The organism is Streptomyces sp. iso_384 (assembly GCF_056172905.1).
This window is the reverse complement of the sequence record NZ_JBWBTT010000001.1, coordinates 4,934,849-4,950,572: the sequence shown is the minus strand read 5'-3', so window position 1 is coordinate 4,950,572 and position 15,724 is coordinate 4,934,849. Positions and strand designations below refer to the sequence as shown.

The 15,724-nt window shown below is 72.2% G+C and carries 14 protein-coding genes; 7 read left to right on the top strand and 7 right to left on the bottom strand.

Annotated elements, in window-relative coordinates; genetic code table 11:
• Positions 1-10: 10 nt before the first annotated feature.
• Entirely contained in the window at positions 11-550 is a 540-nt protein-coding gene (locus AC0VY3_RS22220; protein ID WP_475550409.1) for a hypothetical protein, read from the top strand.
• Positions 551-585: 35 nt separating this feature from the next.
• Positions 586-2,916, top strand: coding sequence for a protein translocase subunit SecD (gene secD / locus AC0VY3_RS22215; protein WP_475550408.1), 2,331 nt, complete (start codon positions 586-588; stop codon positions 2,914-2,916).
• 58 nt (positions 2,917-2,974) lie between these two features.
• Here secD and AC0VY3_RS22210 read toward each other — a convergent pair whose 3' ends face one another.
• On the bottom strand, positions 2,975-3,793 hold the full coding sequence (locus AC0VY3_RS22210; RefSeq protein ID WP_475550407.1) for a helix-turn-helix domain-containing protein: 819 nt from the start codon (positions 3,791-3,793) through the stop codon (positions 2,975-2,977).
• A gap of 174 nt (positions 3,794-3,967) precedes the next feature.
• On the opposite strand from AC0VY3_RS22210, the gene AC0VY3_RS22205 reads away from it, so the two are divergent.
• Complete coding sequence (locus AC0VY3_RS22205) at positions 3,968-4,273, top strand: 4a-hydroxytetrahydrobiopterin dehydratase (RefSeq protein ID WP_007459845.1); 306 nt, start codon at positions 3,968-3,970, stop codon at positions 4,271-4,273.
• A 25-nt stretch (positions 4,274-4,298) separates the two neighbouring features.
• On the opposite strand, the gene AC0VY3_RS22200 is transcribed toward AC0VY3_RS22205, so the two are convergent.
• Entirely contained in the window at positions 4,299-5,261 is a 963-nt protein-coding gene (locus AC0VY3_RS22200) for a LysR family transcriptional regulator (RefSeq protein ID WP_475550406.1), read from the bottom strand.
• A 212-nt stretch (positions 5,262-5,473) separates the two neighbouring features.
• Between AC0VY3_RS22200 and AC0VY3_RS22195 the strand changes: the two genes are divergently transcribed.
• A complete protein-coding gene (locus tag AC0VY3_RS22195; RefSeq protein ID WP_475550405.1) occupies positions 5,474-6,361 on the top strand; it encodes a class I SAM-dependent methyltransferase in 888 nt (295 codons plus the stop codon).
• A 60-nt stretch (positions 6,362-6,421) separates the two neighbouring features.
• Here AC0VY3_RS22195 and AC0VY3_RS22190 read toward each other — a convergent pair whose 3' ends face one another.
• The 4 genes from AC0VY3_RS22190 to AC0VY3_RS22175 form a co-directional block, all read right to left on the bottom strand.
• A complete protein-coding gene (locus AC0VY3_RS22190; protein WP_475550404.1) occupies positions 6,422-6,889 on the bottom strand; it encodes an RICIN domain-containing protein in 468 nt (155 codons plus the stop codon).
• A 104-nt stretch (positions 6,890-6,993) separates the two neighbouring features.
• On the bottom strand, positions 6,994-7,830 hold the full coding sequence (locus AC0VY3_RS22185) for an aldo/keto reductase (RefSeq protein WP_103507953.1): 837 nt from the start codon (positions 7,828-7,830) through the stop codon (positions 6,994-6,996).
• 81 nt (positions 7,831-7,911) lie between these two features.
• Positions 7,912-9,711 (bottom strand): AMP-dependent synthetase/ligase, encoded by a 1,800-nt coding sequence (locus tag AC0VY3_RS22180; protein ID WP_475550403.1) that lies wholly within the window; start codon positions 9,709-9,711, stop codon positions 7,912-7,914.
• 341 nt (positions 9,712-10,052) lie between these two features.
• Complete coding sequence (locus AC0VY3_RS22175) at positions 10,053-10,955, bottom strand: LysR substrate-binding domain-containing protein (RefSeq protein ID WP_475550402.1); 903 nt, start codon at positions 10,953-10,955, stop codon at positions 10,053-10,055.
• A 120-nt stretch (positions 10,956-11,075) separates the two neighbouring features.
• Between AC0VY3_RS22175 and AC0VY3_RS22170 the strand changes: the two genes are divergently transcribed.
• Positions 11,076-12,164, top strand: a complete 1,089-nt coding sequence (locus tag AC0VY3_RS22170) for a bile acid:sodium symporter family protein (RefSeq protein ID WP_475550401.1) — start codon at positions 11,076-11,078, stop codon at positions 12,162-12,164.
• 36 nt (positions 12,165-12,200) lie between these two features.
• On the opposite strand, the gene fdhD is transcribed toward AC0VY3_RS22170, so the two are convergent.
• The gene (fdhD, locus tag AC0VY3_RS22165; RefSeq protein ID WP_103507949.1) at positions 12,201-13,049 is read right to left on the bottom strand and encodes a formate dehydrogenase accessory sulfurtransferase FdhD; all 849 of its coding nucleotides are present in this window, start codon (positions 13,047-13,049) and stop codon (positions 12,201-12,203) included.
• 244 nt (positions 13,050-13,293) lie between these two features.
• Between fdhD and AC0VY3_RS22160 the strand changes: the two genes are divergently transcribed.
• The gene (locus AC0VY3_RS22160) at positions 13,294-14,253 is read left to right on the top strand and encodes a beta-ketoacyl-ACP synthase III (RefSeq protein ID WP_103507948.1); all 960 of its coding nucleotides are present in this window, start codon (positions 13,294-13,296) and stop codon (positions 14,251-14,253) included.
• 192 nt (positions 14,254-14,445) lie between these two features.
• Entirely contained in the window at positions 14,446-15,627 is a 1,182-nt protein-coding gene (locus AC0VY3_RS22155; RefSeq protein WP_030076071.1) for an ROK family transcriptional regulator, read from the top strand.
• Positions 15,628-15,724 lie beyond the last annotated feature (97 nt).

Genomic DNA, 15,724 nt, shown 5'->3' with positions numbered 1-15,724 from the left:
GGTGCGGTCCGTGCTGACCACGCTGCTTCTCACCGTCCTCACCCTGGTCGGCGGCGCCGCCACGGCGAGCGGCGCGGTACCCGCCCTGACCGCCCGAAGCACGGTGCCCGCCGTCACGGGCGCCGGCGCGCCCGCCGCCACCGCCGTGTCCTCGGTGTCCGCCGCACCGACGACCCACCGGACCGGGACCGGCCAGGCGCGGACCGATCGCACAGAGGCCCGCCGCACCGGTGCGGTGGCGCGGGCCGGGCACGAGCAGCCCCGGGCGGCGGCCGACCCGGCGCAGGCTCCGCGGGCGGGCAGCGGCCGGCCGTATCTGCTCCTTCACGCCCCGCCGCCACCGCACGACGCGCTGACGCCCGCTCCGCCGGGGCTCGCCGAGCCGCGCGCCGGAGTACGGCGGACCGCCACGGAAACCTTCGACGCACCCGGCAGCCGCAGGGGCGCGCTCCCCGGCGTCCGGGGGCCTCCGGGCAGGACGACCACCGGTCCCACGACCGGTCATCCGTCCTGTTCCGCATCTGCCGCATCGGCGTCGCGTCCTCACTGAGGTGAGGGCGCTCGACGCCCCACCGGAGGATTTCCATGACTCGCGCCACCGTGGTGCGAGCGGTTCTGGCTGTCGCCGTCCTGCTCGCCTCCGCCTTCATCAGCTTGACCATGTCGCCCAGACTCGGCCTCGACCTCCAGGGCGGCACCCGTATCGTGCTCCAGGCCCGGGACACCGCCACCGTCCAGGCGGACCGGGAGACCACCGACCGCACCCTGGAGGTGCTGCGCCAGCGGATCGACTCGCTGGGCGTCTCCGAACCGAATCTGACCCGTTCCGGCGAGGACCGGATCATCGTCGAACTGCCCGATGTCCAGGATCCGCGCCAGGCCGCCGAGGTGATCGGCCGGACGGCCCAGCTCAGCTTCCACGCGGTCGAGGGCCCGGCGGCCGAGGAGCCGGACGGGAAGGCCCCGGAGTCCGACCCCACCGACCCCGAGCGGCTGACCCTCCCCGACGAGCAGGGCCGCCTCCTCGCGCTCGGCCCCAGCCGGCTCTCCGGCGCGGGCGTCGAGGACGCCACCGCCGCGTTCGACGCGCAGCGCGGAGCGGGCTGGCGCGTCTCGCTCGAATTCCGGAAGGACGCCGGAAAGGACTGGACCCGGCTGACCGGCGAGGCCGCCTGCCATCCCGCCGGGGACGACCGGCGCAGGGTCGCCATCGTGCTCGACGAGAAGGTCATCTCCTCACCGCAGGTCGACCCGTCGGTCGGCTGCCGGGCCGGACTGCCGTCGGGGGCCACCCAGATCACCGGTTCGTTCGGCGCGGACGAGGCGCGTGACCTGGCGCTGCTCATCAAGGGCGGGGCCCTGCCCGTACCCGTCGAGATCGTCGAGCAGCGGACCGTCGGCCCGACGCTCGGCGCGGCGGCCATCGACGCGAGCGCCCGGGCCGCCCTCATCGGAGCCGCCGCCACCGCGCTCTTCATCACCCTCGTCTACCGCCTGTTCGGCGCGCTGGCCGCCGTGGCGCTGGGCGCGTACGGGGTGATCTCCTACGCCGCGCTCGTCGCCCTCGGCGTCACGCTGACCCTCCCCGGCCTCGCCGGTTTCGTCCTCGCGATCGGCATGGCGGTCGACGCGAACGTCCTGGTCTTCGAACGGGCCAGGGAGGAGTGCGCGGAGCGGCCGAAACGCTCGCTGCGCTCCGCGCTGGCCACCGGGTTCCAGCAGGCGTGGAGCGCGATCGCCGACTCCAACGTGACCACCCTCATCGCCGCCGGGCTGCTCTTCTTCCTGGGCTCGGGCCCGGTCAAGGGCTTCGGTGTCACCCTCGCCATCGGCGTCGTCGCCTCGATGTTCTCCGCGCTGGTCATCGCCCGCGCGCTCACCGAGATCGCCGCGAACTCCCGCTTCGTCAGCGACTACCGCAGCGTCAACGGCATGGGGCGCCCCGGCGCCGTGCGGACCTGGCTGGTCCGCAAGGATCCGAAGCTCTTCCGGAAGCCGGCCCGCTGGCTCGTCGTCTCGGCGGCCCTGGTCGCCGTCGCGGTGGCCGGGATCGTGGTGCGCGGGATCGATCTGGGCGTCGAGTTCACCGGGGGCCGGCTGGTCGAGTACTCCACCAGCCGGCCGGTCGACGTCGAGACGGCCCGGGACACGCTCACCGCCGCCGGGTTCGGCGACGCCGAGGTCACCACGGCCGGCGACGGCGATCTGTCCGTACGCACCGGGAAGCTCGACAACGACGGCGAACACGCCCTGCGGGCCGCCCTTGCCGAGGAGGGCGGCGAGACGACGAAGGTGCGGGACGAGCTGATCGGCCCGAGCCTCGGCGACGAACTGCGGCGCAACGCGCTGATCGCCCTGGCGGTCGCGGTGGCCGTGCAACTGGCCTATCTGGCGGTCCGGTTCCGCTGGACGTTCGCCGTCGCCTCCGTCGGGGCCATGGTGCACGACGTGATCCTCGTGGTGGGCGCCTTCGCCTGGCTGGGGCGGCCGGTGGACGGCATCTTCCTGGCCGCCCTGCTCACCGTCATCGGCTACTCGGTCAACGACTCGGTGGTGGTCTTCGACCGGGTCCGTGAGCTGTGGGGGGCCAACCGGAAGAGCCCGCTGGACACCATCGCCCGCCGGGCCGTTCTCCAGACCGTTCCGCGCACCGTGAACACCGGGATGGGTGCCCTGTTCATCCTGGCCGCCCTCGCGGTGCTGGGCGGCGACTCGCTCGCCGACTTCGCGCTCGCCCTGCTCATCGGCATCGTCGTCGGCACCTGGTCCTCGGTGTTCGCCGCCGTGCCGGGCGCACTCGTCCTGGAACGGACCGCCAAGGCCCCGCCGCCCGTACCGGGCAAGGGGAAGGGCACGGCGCGCGGCAAGGCCCGTGCGAAACGCCGCGACCCGCTCGACAACGGAGCCCGCGTCTGAGGACGGGCCCGTATCCGAGGTGACGGGCCCGCGTGCGAGGTGACCGGAAGGGGGCGGGTCAGGACGGCACGTGGGCGTGCAGATAGGCGGCGGTCTCGCGGTCGGCGGGAAGGAACGTCTCGATGGCCAGCTCGGCCACCGTCACGTCCATGGGCGTGTTGAACGTCGCGATCGACGACACGAACGACAGGACCCGGCCCCCGTGTTCGAGCCGCATCGGCAGCGCGAACGCGGCGGGCCGCTCCTGCTCCCGCCCCCGCCCGGGCTCCGTGGCGTCCGCCCGTGCGGGTACGGGATAGGCGGCGACCTCGTCGTACAGCGCGCGCAGCTCCGGCGAGCGTACGAGGGCGATCTGCCGGTCCATCTGTGCCAGCAGGTCCGCCCGCCACTCGGGGAGGTTCACGATGCGCGGGGCGAGCCCGTCCGGGTGGAGGGTGAGCCGCATGGCGTTCACCGGCGGGGCCAGCAGCTTCTCCGACACCCCTTCCAGCAGCAGGGTGATGCCCCGGTTGGCCGCCACCACGCCGTAGACGCCGTCCACCACGAGCGCCGGATACGGCTCGTACGCCGCCAGCAGCCGGTCGAGACCCTCGCGCAGGGCGGCCATCGCGGGGTCGTCGAGCGGCGTCTGCGCATAGCGGGGCGCGTAACCGGCGACCACGAGCAGCGCGTTGCGCTCCCGGACCGGGATGTCCAGCTGCTCGGCCAGCCGCAGGACCATGTCCTCGCTCGGCCGGGAGCGGCCCGTCTCGATGAAGGAGATGTGGCGGGCCGAGGAGTCCGCGCGCAGGGCAAGCTCCAACTGGCTGATGCGCCGCTGCTCCCGCCAGTCGCGCAGCAGCGGCCCCACTCCCGTGTCGGGCAAGACAGTCGTCATGCCAAGACCGTAACGTCACCGGCGGGCCGGGGCCGGTACGGGTCGCTCCGGCCCGCTGTGACGCATGCGCCGACCACCGCGACGTAAGCGGCCGAGACACCAGCAACCGAGATACCAGCAACCGAGACCCGAGCAACCGAGACACCAGCAACCGAGACCCACGGGAGCCGTTCCATGAGCGCCGAACCGCTGTCGCCGACCGAGATCGACCGCCGGCTGGAGAGCCTGCCCGGCTGGGCGCTGGAGGGGGACCGGATCACCCGGACCTTCCGGCTGCCCTCCCACTTCGCCGCCGCCGCGCTGACGGTCCACATCGCGCGGATCCAGGACGAGCTGAACCACCACTCCGACCTGACGCTCGGATACAACACGGTGGCCCTCTCCGTCCACACGCACGACGCGGGAGGCGCGGTCACCGAGAAGGACCTCGCGCTCGCCGCCCGGGTGGCGTCCGCCGCCCCGGCCCACGGCGCCGAATAGCCCGGCGCACCACGCGGCCTCCGGCTCAGGACACTGTGCCGAACCGCGGGTTCGCGCCGAGCCACTGTGCGTAGACCGGGCTGCGCGACACCGCTTCCGCGTACGCCGCGCGGGTCGCCCCGGCCACCGTCCCCGCCGCGGCGTCCGCGGCGGGGGAGTGCGGGTGCCAGCCCACCAGATGACGCCAGCTGAGCGGCGCACCTGCGAGCGGTCTGGTCACCACCCCGGGCGTGGGCGGGAACGTCGCCCGGCACAGCCCGATCGCCCGCCCCACCTGCACCAGATGGACGACGGAGGAGGTGTCCGTCTCGTACACCGACACCGGGGTGAAGCCCGACCGCGCACAGGCCGCGGTGAAACAGTCGGCGAAGCAGCCGTCGCCCGGCACATCCGCCCAGCACTCGTCCGCGAGCGCGGCCAGATCCAGTTCCGCTTCGCCGGCCAGGGCGTGATCCTCCGGCAGCATCACGAAGACCGGATCCACCCCGACCACCTCCCAGACCAGCCGGTCCACCAGCGGTGGCGGACTCTCGCCGCACGTGCCGATCAGCGCGAAGTCCAGCCGCCCGTCGATCACCAGCGAGGCGATCTCGGCCACCGACCACGAGGTGTACGTCGACACCGGCACCGACGGGTGCGCGGTGGCCATCCGGTCCACCAGACCGCCGAGCAGCGGACCGTGCGTGCCGCCCAGCCGGAACCGGTCCAGCGCCCCCGTGGCATTGGCGAACCGCACGGCCTCCGCCTGCAGTTCGCTGACCGCGGGCAGGACCACCCGGGCCCGCTCCAGCACCAGTTCGCCGAGCGGGGTGGCACGGGCTCCGGTGTGGTCACGGTCGAAGAGAGCGCCGCCCAGGGCCTTCTCGATCCGCCGCAGCTGAGCACTGAGAGCGGGCTGGGCAAGCCCCAGCGTGGCGGCGGCCTTGGTGAGGCTGCCGGTGTCGGCTATGGCACGGACCGTTCGCAGATGGCGCAACTCCAGCTCCATAAGGGCAAGTTATGGGCCCGGCGTCACCCCGGCAATATGTGTGCTCCGCCTACCGTTCGGTCGGTGTACAGGTGAGGGCATTCCGCCCGGCCGGACGACGGCGAACGACGTTCCGGTTCAGCCGTGCCGGGCGCCGTCCGCGACGGCGGCCTCGACTTGCCGAACCGGCAAAGAAGCTTGCCGCGCGCATTCCGTCCGGGGAGGCTGACCCCATGAGCAGCCACGCCGGCCACGGCCACCACGAAGCGCACCCCGCCGACATCGACTGGGACGTCCTGGGTCCCCTGTTGGAGCAGGAGGCCGAACTCAACGGTACGCAGTACGAGGAGGCGGCCCGCTGGATCGCCGCCCTGCCCACCGCGCCGAAGGTCCGCCGGGCCCTGGACGTCGGCAGCGGTCCCGGTGTCGTCTCCTGTCTGCTGGCAGAGGTCTTCCCGGAGGCCGAGGTGGTGGCCGTGGACGCCACGCCCGCTCTGCTGGAGCGCGCGACGACCCGTGCCCGACGCCTCGGCGTGATCGACCGCTTCCGGACCCTGGAGGCCGAACTGCCCGGCGACCTCGACCGGTTGGGCGAGGCCGATCTGATCTGGGCGGGCAACTCCCTGCACCACCTGGGCGATCAGCGCGGCGCTCTGGCCGGATTCGCCGCGCTCCTGCGGCCCGGCGGCACGGTCGCGCTCGTCGAGGGCGGCCTGCCCGCCCGGCGGCTGCCCCGCGACATCGGCATCGGACAGCCCGGTCTGGAGGCGCGGATGACCGCGGCCGCCGCCACGCGCTTCGAGCGCATGCGGTCCGAACTCCCCGGCGCCAAACGGGAGACCGAGGACTGGAGCGCCCTCTTCACCGCGGTCGGCCTCGTCCCGCAGGGCACCCGCAGCTTCCTGCTCGACCTGCCCGCCCCGCTCTCCCCGGCCGCCCGCGACCATGTCGTCGCGAGCATCACCCGCGAGCGCGAGGTGCTCGGCGACCTGCTGACGGCCGAGGACAGCGCCGTACTGGACCGGCTGCTGGACCCCGAGGACCCCGAAGGCCTGCACCACCGCCCCGACGTCCACCTGCTCGCCGCCCGCACGGTGCACCTGGGCCGCCGCGGCGACTGAACCGGCGACGCCGGTCCCGGGCTGCTCCGCGGCCCTACGTCACCGGCTCTCTCCGCGGTCTTACGTCACCGGCTCCAACTGCCACCACTGGAAAGGGGAGTCGGTGTCCTCCCACTGCTGGATCGTGCCGCCGCCCTCGGTGGAACGGTCCGCGACCTCCATGACGAGCCCGCTGATGAAGCTCACCAGCGTCACCGTTCCGGGGGCCTCCGGATGCTGCTCGATCAGCCACTCCTGGGCGCCGAAGTTGTTGGCCTTCCACTGCTGGATGCGGGTGCCGTTCGACGTATCGGCGCCTGCCACGTCCAGCCGCTTCCCGCTGTGCTCGTTGACCAGGTGGAAGAGGGCCGCGCCCTCGTGCACCGGGGACAACCGCCACACCTGCGCGGCCGTCCCGTCGTCCTCGCCCTGCTGGACCCGGGCCCCGCTGCCCCTGGCCGCGCCGTGCACCTCCAGCAGCAGCCGGCTGCCGACGTTGCGCAGGCGGTAGAGACCCGTCTCGACGACGGGCGCGAGTTCGCCGCTCATGTTTCCTGTCTCCCCGACTCGACGTGTGTGCTGCCGCTGGAACACGGCTGACGACGGCGGCGCCCCCACCGCGATCACGGTGGGGGCGCCGGGTGGCCGTCGGTTCAGGCGCCGGCGTCGAACTCCGCCGGGTCGGGGCCGAGCCGCCTGCCCTCGTCCAGGGCCGCGAAGGCGGCGAGGTCGTCGGCGTCCAGCTCGAAGCCGAACACATCGAGGTTCTCCTTGATCCGCGACGGGGTCACGGACTTCGGGATCACGATGTTGCCGGTCTGCAGGTGCCAGCGCAGCACCGCCTGGGCGGGGGTGCGGCCGTGCTTCTGGGCGATGGCGACGACCGTCGGCACCTCCAGCAGGCCCTTGCCCTGGCCCAGCGGCGACCACGCCTCGGTGGCGATGCCGTGGTCGGCGTGGAAGGCGCGGGACTCGGCCTGCTGAAGCTGCGGGTGCAGCTCGATCTGGTTGACGGCCGGGACCACGGAGGTCTCGGCGAGCAGCCGCTTCAGGTGCTCGGGGTGGAAGTTCGACACGCCGATGGCCTTCGCGCGGCCGTCGGCGAGGATCTTCTCGAACGCCTTGTACGTGTCGGTGTAGGCGTCCTTCACCGGAACCGGCCAGTGGATCAGGTACAGGTCGACGTAGTCCAGGCCGAGCTTGTCCAGCGAGGCGTCGAAGGCGCGCAGCGTGCTGTCGTGGCCCTGCTCGCCGTTCCACAGCTTCGTGGTGACGAAGAGCTCGTCGCGGGCGACGCCGGAGGCGGCGATGGCCTTGCCGGTGCCCGTCTCGTTCTCGTAGATCGCGGCGGTGTCGATGCTCCGGTACCCGGTCTCGATGGCCGTGGCGACCGCCTTCTCCGCCTCGTCGTCCGGCACCTGCCAGACGCCGAAACCGAGCTGCGGCATGTCGAGGCCGTTGTTGAGGGTGATGGAGGGGACCTGGCTCACGAGCGATCGATCCTAACGTCGTCGGTTGGTGACTCCCCACGACAACGACCGGGCTGGTCCAGGCATTCCCGTGGCCGCCGGTCAGTGGTAGAGCGCGTCGACCTCGACCGCGTACGCCGTCTCGATCGCCTTGCGCTTCAGCTTCAGCGAGGGCGTCAGCAGCCCCAGCTCCTCGGTGAACGGATGGGCCAGGATCCGGAACGTACGGATCGACTCGGCCTGCGACACCGCCGTGTTGGCGGCAACCACCGCCCGCCGGACCTCCATCTCCAGGTCCGGGTCGCGCACCAGGTCGGCCGGGCCCAGCGGGGTCCGGCCCTGCATCGACAGCCAGTGCTCCACGGACTCCTGGTCGACGGTGACCAGCGCCGCGATGTACGGGCGGTCGTTGCCGACGACGATGCACTGCGCCACCAGCGGATGCGCCCGTACGCGTTCCTCCAGGCCGGCCGGCGAGACGCTCTTGCCGCCGGACGTCACCAGGATCTCCTTCTTCCGCCCGGTGATCGTCAGATAGCCGTCCTCGTCCAGCGCACCGAGGTCCCCGGTCGCCAGCCAGCCGTCCTGCAGCACCGCCCGGGTGGCCGCCGGATTGCCCAGATAGCCGGAGAACACGTTCGGCCCGTGCACCCACACCTCGCCGTCGTCCGCGATGTGCACCGAGGTACCGGGGATGGGCTGCCCGACCGTGCCGTACCGGGTCCGCTCGGGAGGGTTCGCCGTCGCCGCGGCGGTCGACTCCGTGAGCCCGTACCCCTCGAAGACCGTCACCCCGGCGCCCGCGAAGAACAGCCCGAGCCGGCGGTCCATGCCCGAGCCGCCCGACATCGCGTGCCGCACCCGGCCGCCCATCGCGTCGCGGACCTTCTTGTAGACGACCTTGTCGAAGAACTGGTGCTGCATCCGCAGCCCTGCCGAAGGGCCGGGACCGTCCCCGAACGCCTTCTGCTCCAGGGCCTCCGCGTACTTCACCGCGATGTCGACGGCCTTGTCGAACGGCCCGGCCCGGCCCTCCGCCTCGGCCTTGCGCCGGGCCCCGTTGAACACCTTCTCGAAGATGTACGGCACCGCCAGGATGAACGTCGGCCGGAACGTCATCAGGTCCGGCATCAGCGCGTTCGCCGACAGCTCCGGCTGATGGCCGAGCTTGACCCGGCCGCGGATCGCGGCGATCTCGACCATCCGCCCGAAGACATGGGCCAGCGGCAGGAAGAGAAGCGTGGCCGCCTCGTCGCCGGGCTTGGAATGGAACACCGGCTCCCAGCGCGTGACCATCGTGTCGCTCTCGAACATGAAGCTCGCGTGCGTGATCACGCACCCCTTGGGGCGGCCCGTGGTCCCCGAGGTGTAGATGACGGTCGCCACGGAATCGGGCGTCACCGCGCGCCGGTGCCGCTGCACCACCTCGTCGTCGATGCCCACGCCCGCACCGACCAGCTCGTCCACCGCTCCGGCGTCCAGCTGCCACAGCCGCTTCAGATGCGGCAGCCGGTCGATCACCGAACCGACGGTCATCGCGTGGTCCTCGTGCTCGACCATCACCGCCACCACCTCGGCGTCGTGCAGCATCCACAGGACCTGCTCGGCGGAGGAGGTCGGGTAGATCGGCACCGACTGGGCCCCGACGGTCCAGAGCGCGAAGTCGAAGAGCGTCCACTCGTAGCGCGTACGCGACATCAGCGCGACCCGGTCACCGAACCGCACCCCGTGCGCGATCAGCCCTCTGGCCAGGGCCAGCACGGAATCGCGGAACTCCCCGGAGGTCACATCACGCCACTGGCCCCGGGCGTCCTTGCGGCCGAGCGCGACGCGGTGCGGATCGTCCTCCGCGTAGTCGAAGACCACATCGGCCAGACCGCCGACCTGAGGCGCCGCCGCCATGGGTGGGACAGTGAAATCGCGCAATGACATGCTCCTAATGGCGCTCCGCACAGCGCCGCGACGCTACCCCAACGCGTGGCCCGGCGGGAGGGGCCCGGAGCCTCCGCACACCGAGTCGTCCGCACAGGTCAACCGTCGAAATCCGGCCAGATGGGCAAGGCTCGGGCGTCCGCCCGGTCCAGTTCTGACGGAGGGGTAAGCGGCTCGCGCCGGAATCTCCACCGAATCCGCCCGCTGTTGCCACGGCCGGCCCGCGCCGGACGCGGAGAGGGCGGGGTCGCTTCCAGGGCGTGTCCGGCGGATCAGGACCGGACAGGCCGTGCCGGGCGTCGCGGCCCCGGTCAAGATCGGCCGGACACGCCCTGGCCGCCCGCCCCGCGGTGCAGCCGGTCGCCGCCCGCCAGGATCGCGGAGGCCAGCGCGTCGGCCGCCTCCTGGGACGCGCCCCGGCGGCTCCCGTGCAGCAGGACGAAGTCGACGGTGCCGAGCTCCGGCAGCCCCGTCCTGGCCGGAACCGGCACCAGGCCCGGTGGGACCATTCCGCGCGAGTGCGCCATCACCCCCAGGCCCGCCCGCGCCGCCGCGACCAGACCGCTCAGACTCGTACTCGTACAGGCGATCCGCCAGGTCCGCCCGTGCTCCTCCAGCACCTCCAGGGCCCGGGCCCGGGTGATGGCCGGCGGCGGGAAGACGACCAGCGGCACGGGGCGCTCCGGATCGACGCGCAGCTGTGGTGCGCCGATCCAGTCCAGCGCGTCCTGCCACATCAGTTCGCCGTGGGTGTCACCGGTACGCCGTTTGGCCAGCACCAGATCAAGCCGGCCCGCTTCGAGCTGCCGGTGCAGCGTCCCGGACAGCTCCACGGTGAGCTGGAGCTCGACCTCCGGATGGTCGCGGCGGAAGGACTCCAGGATCTCGGGGAGCCGGGTCAGCACGAAGTCCTCGGAGGCCCCGAACCGCAGCCGACCGCGCAGCCGGGTGCCCGCGAAGAACGCCGCGGCCCGCTCGTGCGCCGACAGGATCGTCCCCGCGAAGCCGAGCATCGCCTCGCCGTCCTCGGTGAGATCGACGCGATGGGTGTCCCGGGCGAACAGCTGCCGCCCGGTCGCCTCCTCCAGCCGCCGCACATGCTGGCTGACCGTGGACTGGCGGATCCCGAGCCGGCGCGCGGCCTGGGTGAAGCTGAGCGTCTGGGCCACGGCGAGGAACGTACGCAGCTGGGCGGGGTCGTACGTGGCGTCCATGAGGTCACGTTATCGGGTTCTGTGATGACAGTCAGAGTGGAATACCGGATTCCCGATGGCCCGGTACGGGAGCAGGATGGACGCCGGAACAGAACGCCTACCGCCGGAGCGCCCGAGCACATGACCCGCCGCTTTCCACGACCGCCGTCCTGGCTGCCGGTCGACGCCTACATCCTGGCGCTGGCCGCGACCGTGGCCCTCGCGGCGCTGCTGCCCGCCCGGGGTACCGCCGCCGATGTGGCGGGCGGGGCCTCCACCGGTGCGGTCGCCCTGTTGTTCTTCCTCTACGGGGCGCGGCTCTCCACGGCAGAGGCGCTCGACGGACTCAAGCACTGGCGCCTCCACCTCACCGTTCTGGCCTGCACCTTCGTCGTCTTCCCGCTGCTGGGGCTGGCGAGCCACGGCCTGGTGCCCCACGTGCTGACGCCCGAGCTCCAGGCGGGCTTCCTCTTCCTGTGTCTGGTCCCCTCGACGATCCAGTCGTCCATCGCCTTCACCTCGATCGCCCGGGGCAATGTGCCCGCCGCGATCTGCGCCGGGTCCTTCTCCAGCCTCGCCGGGATCTTCGTGACCCCGCTGCTCGCCGCTCTGCTCCTCGGCTCGACCGGGGGAGGCTTCTCGGCGGACTCGCTGCTGCGGATCGTGCTCAAGCTGCTCGTCCCGTTCCTCGCCGGACAGCTGCTGCGCCGCTGGGTCGGCGGCTTCCTCGCCCGGCACAGGAAGGTGCTCGGACTGGTCGACCGGGGGTCGATCCTCCTCGTCGTCTACACCGCGTTCAGCCAGGGGACGGTCGCGGGTGTCTGGCACCGGGTCACCCCGGCCCGGCTCGGCGGGCTGCTCGCCGCCGAGGTGGTCCTGCTGGCGCTGATGCTCGCCCTGAGCTGGTACGGGGCGCGGCGGCTGGGGTTCGACCGGGCGGACCGGATCGCCATCCAGTTCGCCGGTTCGAAGAAGAGCCTGGCGGCCGGGCTGCCGATGGCGAGCGTCATCTTCGGGGCGCACGCGAGCCTCGCCGTGCTGCCGCTGATGCTCTTCCACCAGATGCAGCTGATGGTCTCCGCGGTGATCGCCGAACGCCGCTCCCGCGACCCCGGACAGCCGCAGGACCCGGCCGTTTCCGAGCGCGCCAAGGACTCCGGTCACGCCAAGGGCTTCACGCCGGAAGCCCCGGAAACCACCGGCGCCGCACCGGCCACGATGCCCCGCTAGGACCTGGCGTCGAACTGCCGCCTGCCGTCCCCGGCCTCACCCCCGGGGCACCGCCGCCTCCAGCGCGATCCGGTGCTCACCGGCGTACACGTTCATCGACGGGCCGCGCAGGAAGCCGACCAGCGTCAGTCCGCTCTCCGCCGCCAGGTCCACGGCCAGCGAGGACGGGGCCGAGACCGCCGCGAGCACCGGGATCCCCGCCATCACGGCCTTCTGCGCCAGCTCGAACGAGGCCCGTCCCGACACCAGCAGCACGGCCCGCGACAGGGGCAGCCGATGGTCCGTGAGCGCGCGGCCCACCAGCTTGTCGACCGCGTTGTGCCGGCCGACGTCCTCGCGGATGTCCAGCAGCTCACCCTCCTCGGAGAACAGCGCGGCGGCGTGCAGACCGCCCGTCCGGTCGAACACCTGCTGCTCGGCCCGCAACCGGTCCGGGAGGGCGGACAGCAGTTCCGGAGTGACCCGCACCGGGGGAGCGTCGGACACCGGGTGCCGGGTCGTGGTGCGTACCGCGTCCAGGCTGGCCTTGCCGCACAGGCCGCACGAGGAGGTGGTGTAGACGTTCCGCTCCAGCGTGATGTCGGGGACCCGGACCCCGGGAGCGAGCTTCACGTCCACCACGTTGTAGGTGTTCGCACCGTCCGCCGTGGCCCCGGCGCAGTAGACGATCGACTGGACCTCGTCCCCTTCGGCGATCACCCCCTCGCTGACCAGGAAGCCCGCGGCCAGTGCGAAGTCGTCGCCCGGCGTCCGCATGGTGATGGCCAGTGGCCGGCCGTTCAGCCGGATCTCCAGCGGTTCCTCCGCCACCAGGGTGTCCGCGCGGGAGGAGACGGCACCGTCCCGGATGCGGAGGGTGCGTCGGCGTTCGGTGACCCGTCCCATGGATGTGAACCCGATTCTGTCCGTGTGCGGCGGCTTCCGCGTCCGTGGGCGGAAGCCGAAACCTGACTCCGTCATTGTCCGGCACCCGCACCGGCGTGTCGCAGCCGCCGGTCCAGCACGCTGACCTGGCTGTTGTCAATGCTCCAACGTGTGGGCCGGATATCTGTGGGATCACGTGCCCCCGTACCCGGCGGTAGCGACCAAGACTGGATGTTTCCTGCCCTACCTGACGATGGGAACCCGTATGACCGGCTCACGTGTCGTGGCGCTCGGCCACTACCAGCCCGCCAAGGTGCTCACCAACGACGACCTGGCGGCCATGGTCGACACGAGCGACGAGTGGATCACCAGCCGGGTCGGCATCAAGACCCGCCATGTGGGTGGCCCCGACGAGCCGGTGGACGAGATGGCCGCGCACGCGGGAGCCAAGGCTCTGGCCACGGCCGGTCTGCAGGCCTCGGACATCGATCTGGTGCTCGTCGCCACCTCCACCGCGATCGACCGGTCCCCGAGCATGTCGGCGCGGGTCGCGGCCCGGCTCGGCATGGGGTCGCCCGCCGTGATGGACATCAATGTGGTGTGCTCCGGCTTCACGCACGCGCTGGCCACCGCCGACCACGCGATCCGGGCCGGTGCGGCCACCCGGGCGCTGGTCATCGGCGCCGACAAGATGGCCGACATCGCGGACTGGACCGACCGCTCCACCTGTGTGCTGCTCGGTGACGGCGCGGGGGCCGCGGTCGTCACCGCCGACCCGGCCGCCCCCGACACCCCGGACGGGCCCGGCATCGGACCGGTGCTGTGGGGCTCGGTGCCGGAGATGGGCAACGCGGTCCGGATCGAGGGGACGCCGCCGCGCTTCGCGCAGGAGGGCCAGTCCGTCTACCGCTGGGCCACGACCCAGCTCCCCCCGATCGCCCGGCAGGTCTGCGAGAAGGCGGGCATCGCCCCGGAGGACCTGGGCGCGGTCGTCCTGCACCAGGCCAATCTGCGGATCATCGAGCCGGTCGCCCGCAAGATCGGCGCGGTCAACGCCGTCATCGCCCGGGACGTCGTGGACTCCGGAAACACCTCGGCCGCCTCCATCCCGATGGCCCTGTCGAAGCTGGTCGAGCGCGGTGAGGTGGCCTCCGGAGCGCCCGTTCTGCTCTTCGGATTCGGCGGGAACCTCTCGTACGCGGGCCAGGTCATCCGCTGCCCCTGACCGCCTCCGAGGATCTCCGCGCCCCCTCCCCGTCGATCTCCGTGACCCCCCTGTGCCGACCTTTGTCCTGAGTGTGGAAAAAGTTGGGGCCGATTCCTGCGCAACTTCTTCCCACTCCGGGAAAGCGCTGCTACGTTCCCCTCGAAAGCCCGACGGACTGGCCGATGTGGCGGGGAGGGACGCGTGAGACGTATGACGGCACGACCCGCGAACGCGCATCAGGCGCGGCTGCTCCGACTGCTGCGCGACGGGGGCCCCAACTCCCGTGCGCAACTGGGTGATCAGGTCGATCTCTCCCGCTCGAAGCTCGCCGTCGAGGTGGACCGGCTGCTGGAGACCGGCCTGGTGGTGGCCGACGGACTCGCCGCATCGCGCGGCGGGCGCCGCTCGCACAACATCCGGCTCGCTCCCGAACTGCGGTTCCTCGGGGTCGACATCGGTGCCACCTCGATAGATGTGGCCGTCACCAACGCGGAGTTGGAGGTACTGGGACACCTCAACCACCCGATGGACGTGCGCGAGGGACCCGTCGCCGTCTTCGAGCAGGTCCTGTCGCTGGCCGCCAAACTGCGGGCCTCCGGGCTCGCCGAGGGCTTCGACGGCGCGGGCATCGGGGTTCCCGGCCCCGTCCGCTTCCCCGAGGGCGTGCCGGTCGCGCCGCCGATCATGCCCGGCTGGGACGGTTTCCCGGTCCGCGAGGCGCTCAGCCAGGAGCTGGGCTGCCCCGTCATGGTCGACAACGACGTGAACCTCATGGCCATGGGGGAGCAGCACGCGGGCGTGGCCCGCTCCGTGGGCGACTTCCTCTGCGTCAAGATCGGTACGGGTATCGGCTGCGGCATCGTCGTCGGCGGCGAGGTCTACCGCGGTACGACCGGCAGCGCCGGCGACATCGGGCACATCCAGGTGGACCCGGACGGCCGGCCCTGCGCCTGCGGTAACAAGGGCTGCCTGGAAGCCCACTTCAGCGGCGCCGCGCTCGCCCGCGACGCGGAGGACGCGGCCCGGGAGGGCCGCTCGCCCGAGCTCGCCGCCCGGCTGGAGACGGCGGGCCGCCTCACCGCCGCCGACGTGGCGGCCGCCGCCGCTGCCGGCGACGCCGCCGCCCTCGACCTCATCCGTGAGGGCGGCAACCGACTCGGCCAGGTCATCGCGAGTCTGGTCAGCTTCTTCAATCCCGGTCTGGTGGTGATCGGCGGCGGGGTCACCGGCCTCGGTCACAACCTCCTCGCCAGTGTCCGCACCCAGGTCTACAAGCAGTCCCTGCCCCTGGCCACCGGCAACCTCCCCATCGTGCTGGGCGAGTTGGGGCCCACCGCCGGAGTGATCGGCGCGGCCCGGCTCATCAGCGACCACCTCTTCTCACCGGCCTGATCCCAGGCCGTACGACGCACCACGGAACCTTCCCGTCAGCAGTGGTACGCACCACGCGCCACGGAACCACCTCCTGTCAGCAGCCGTTCGCGGTGCC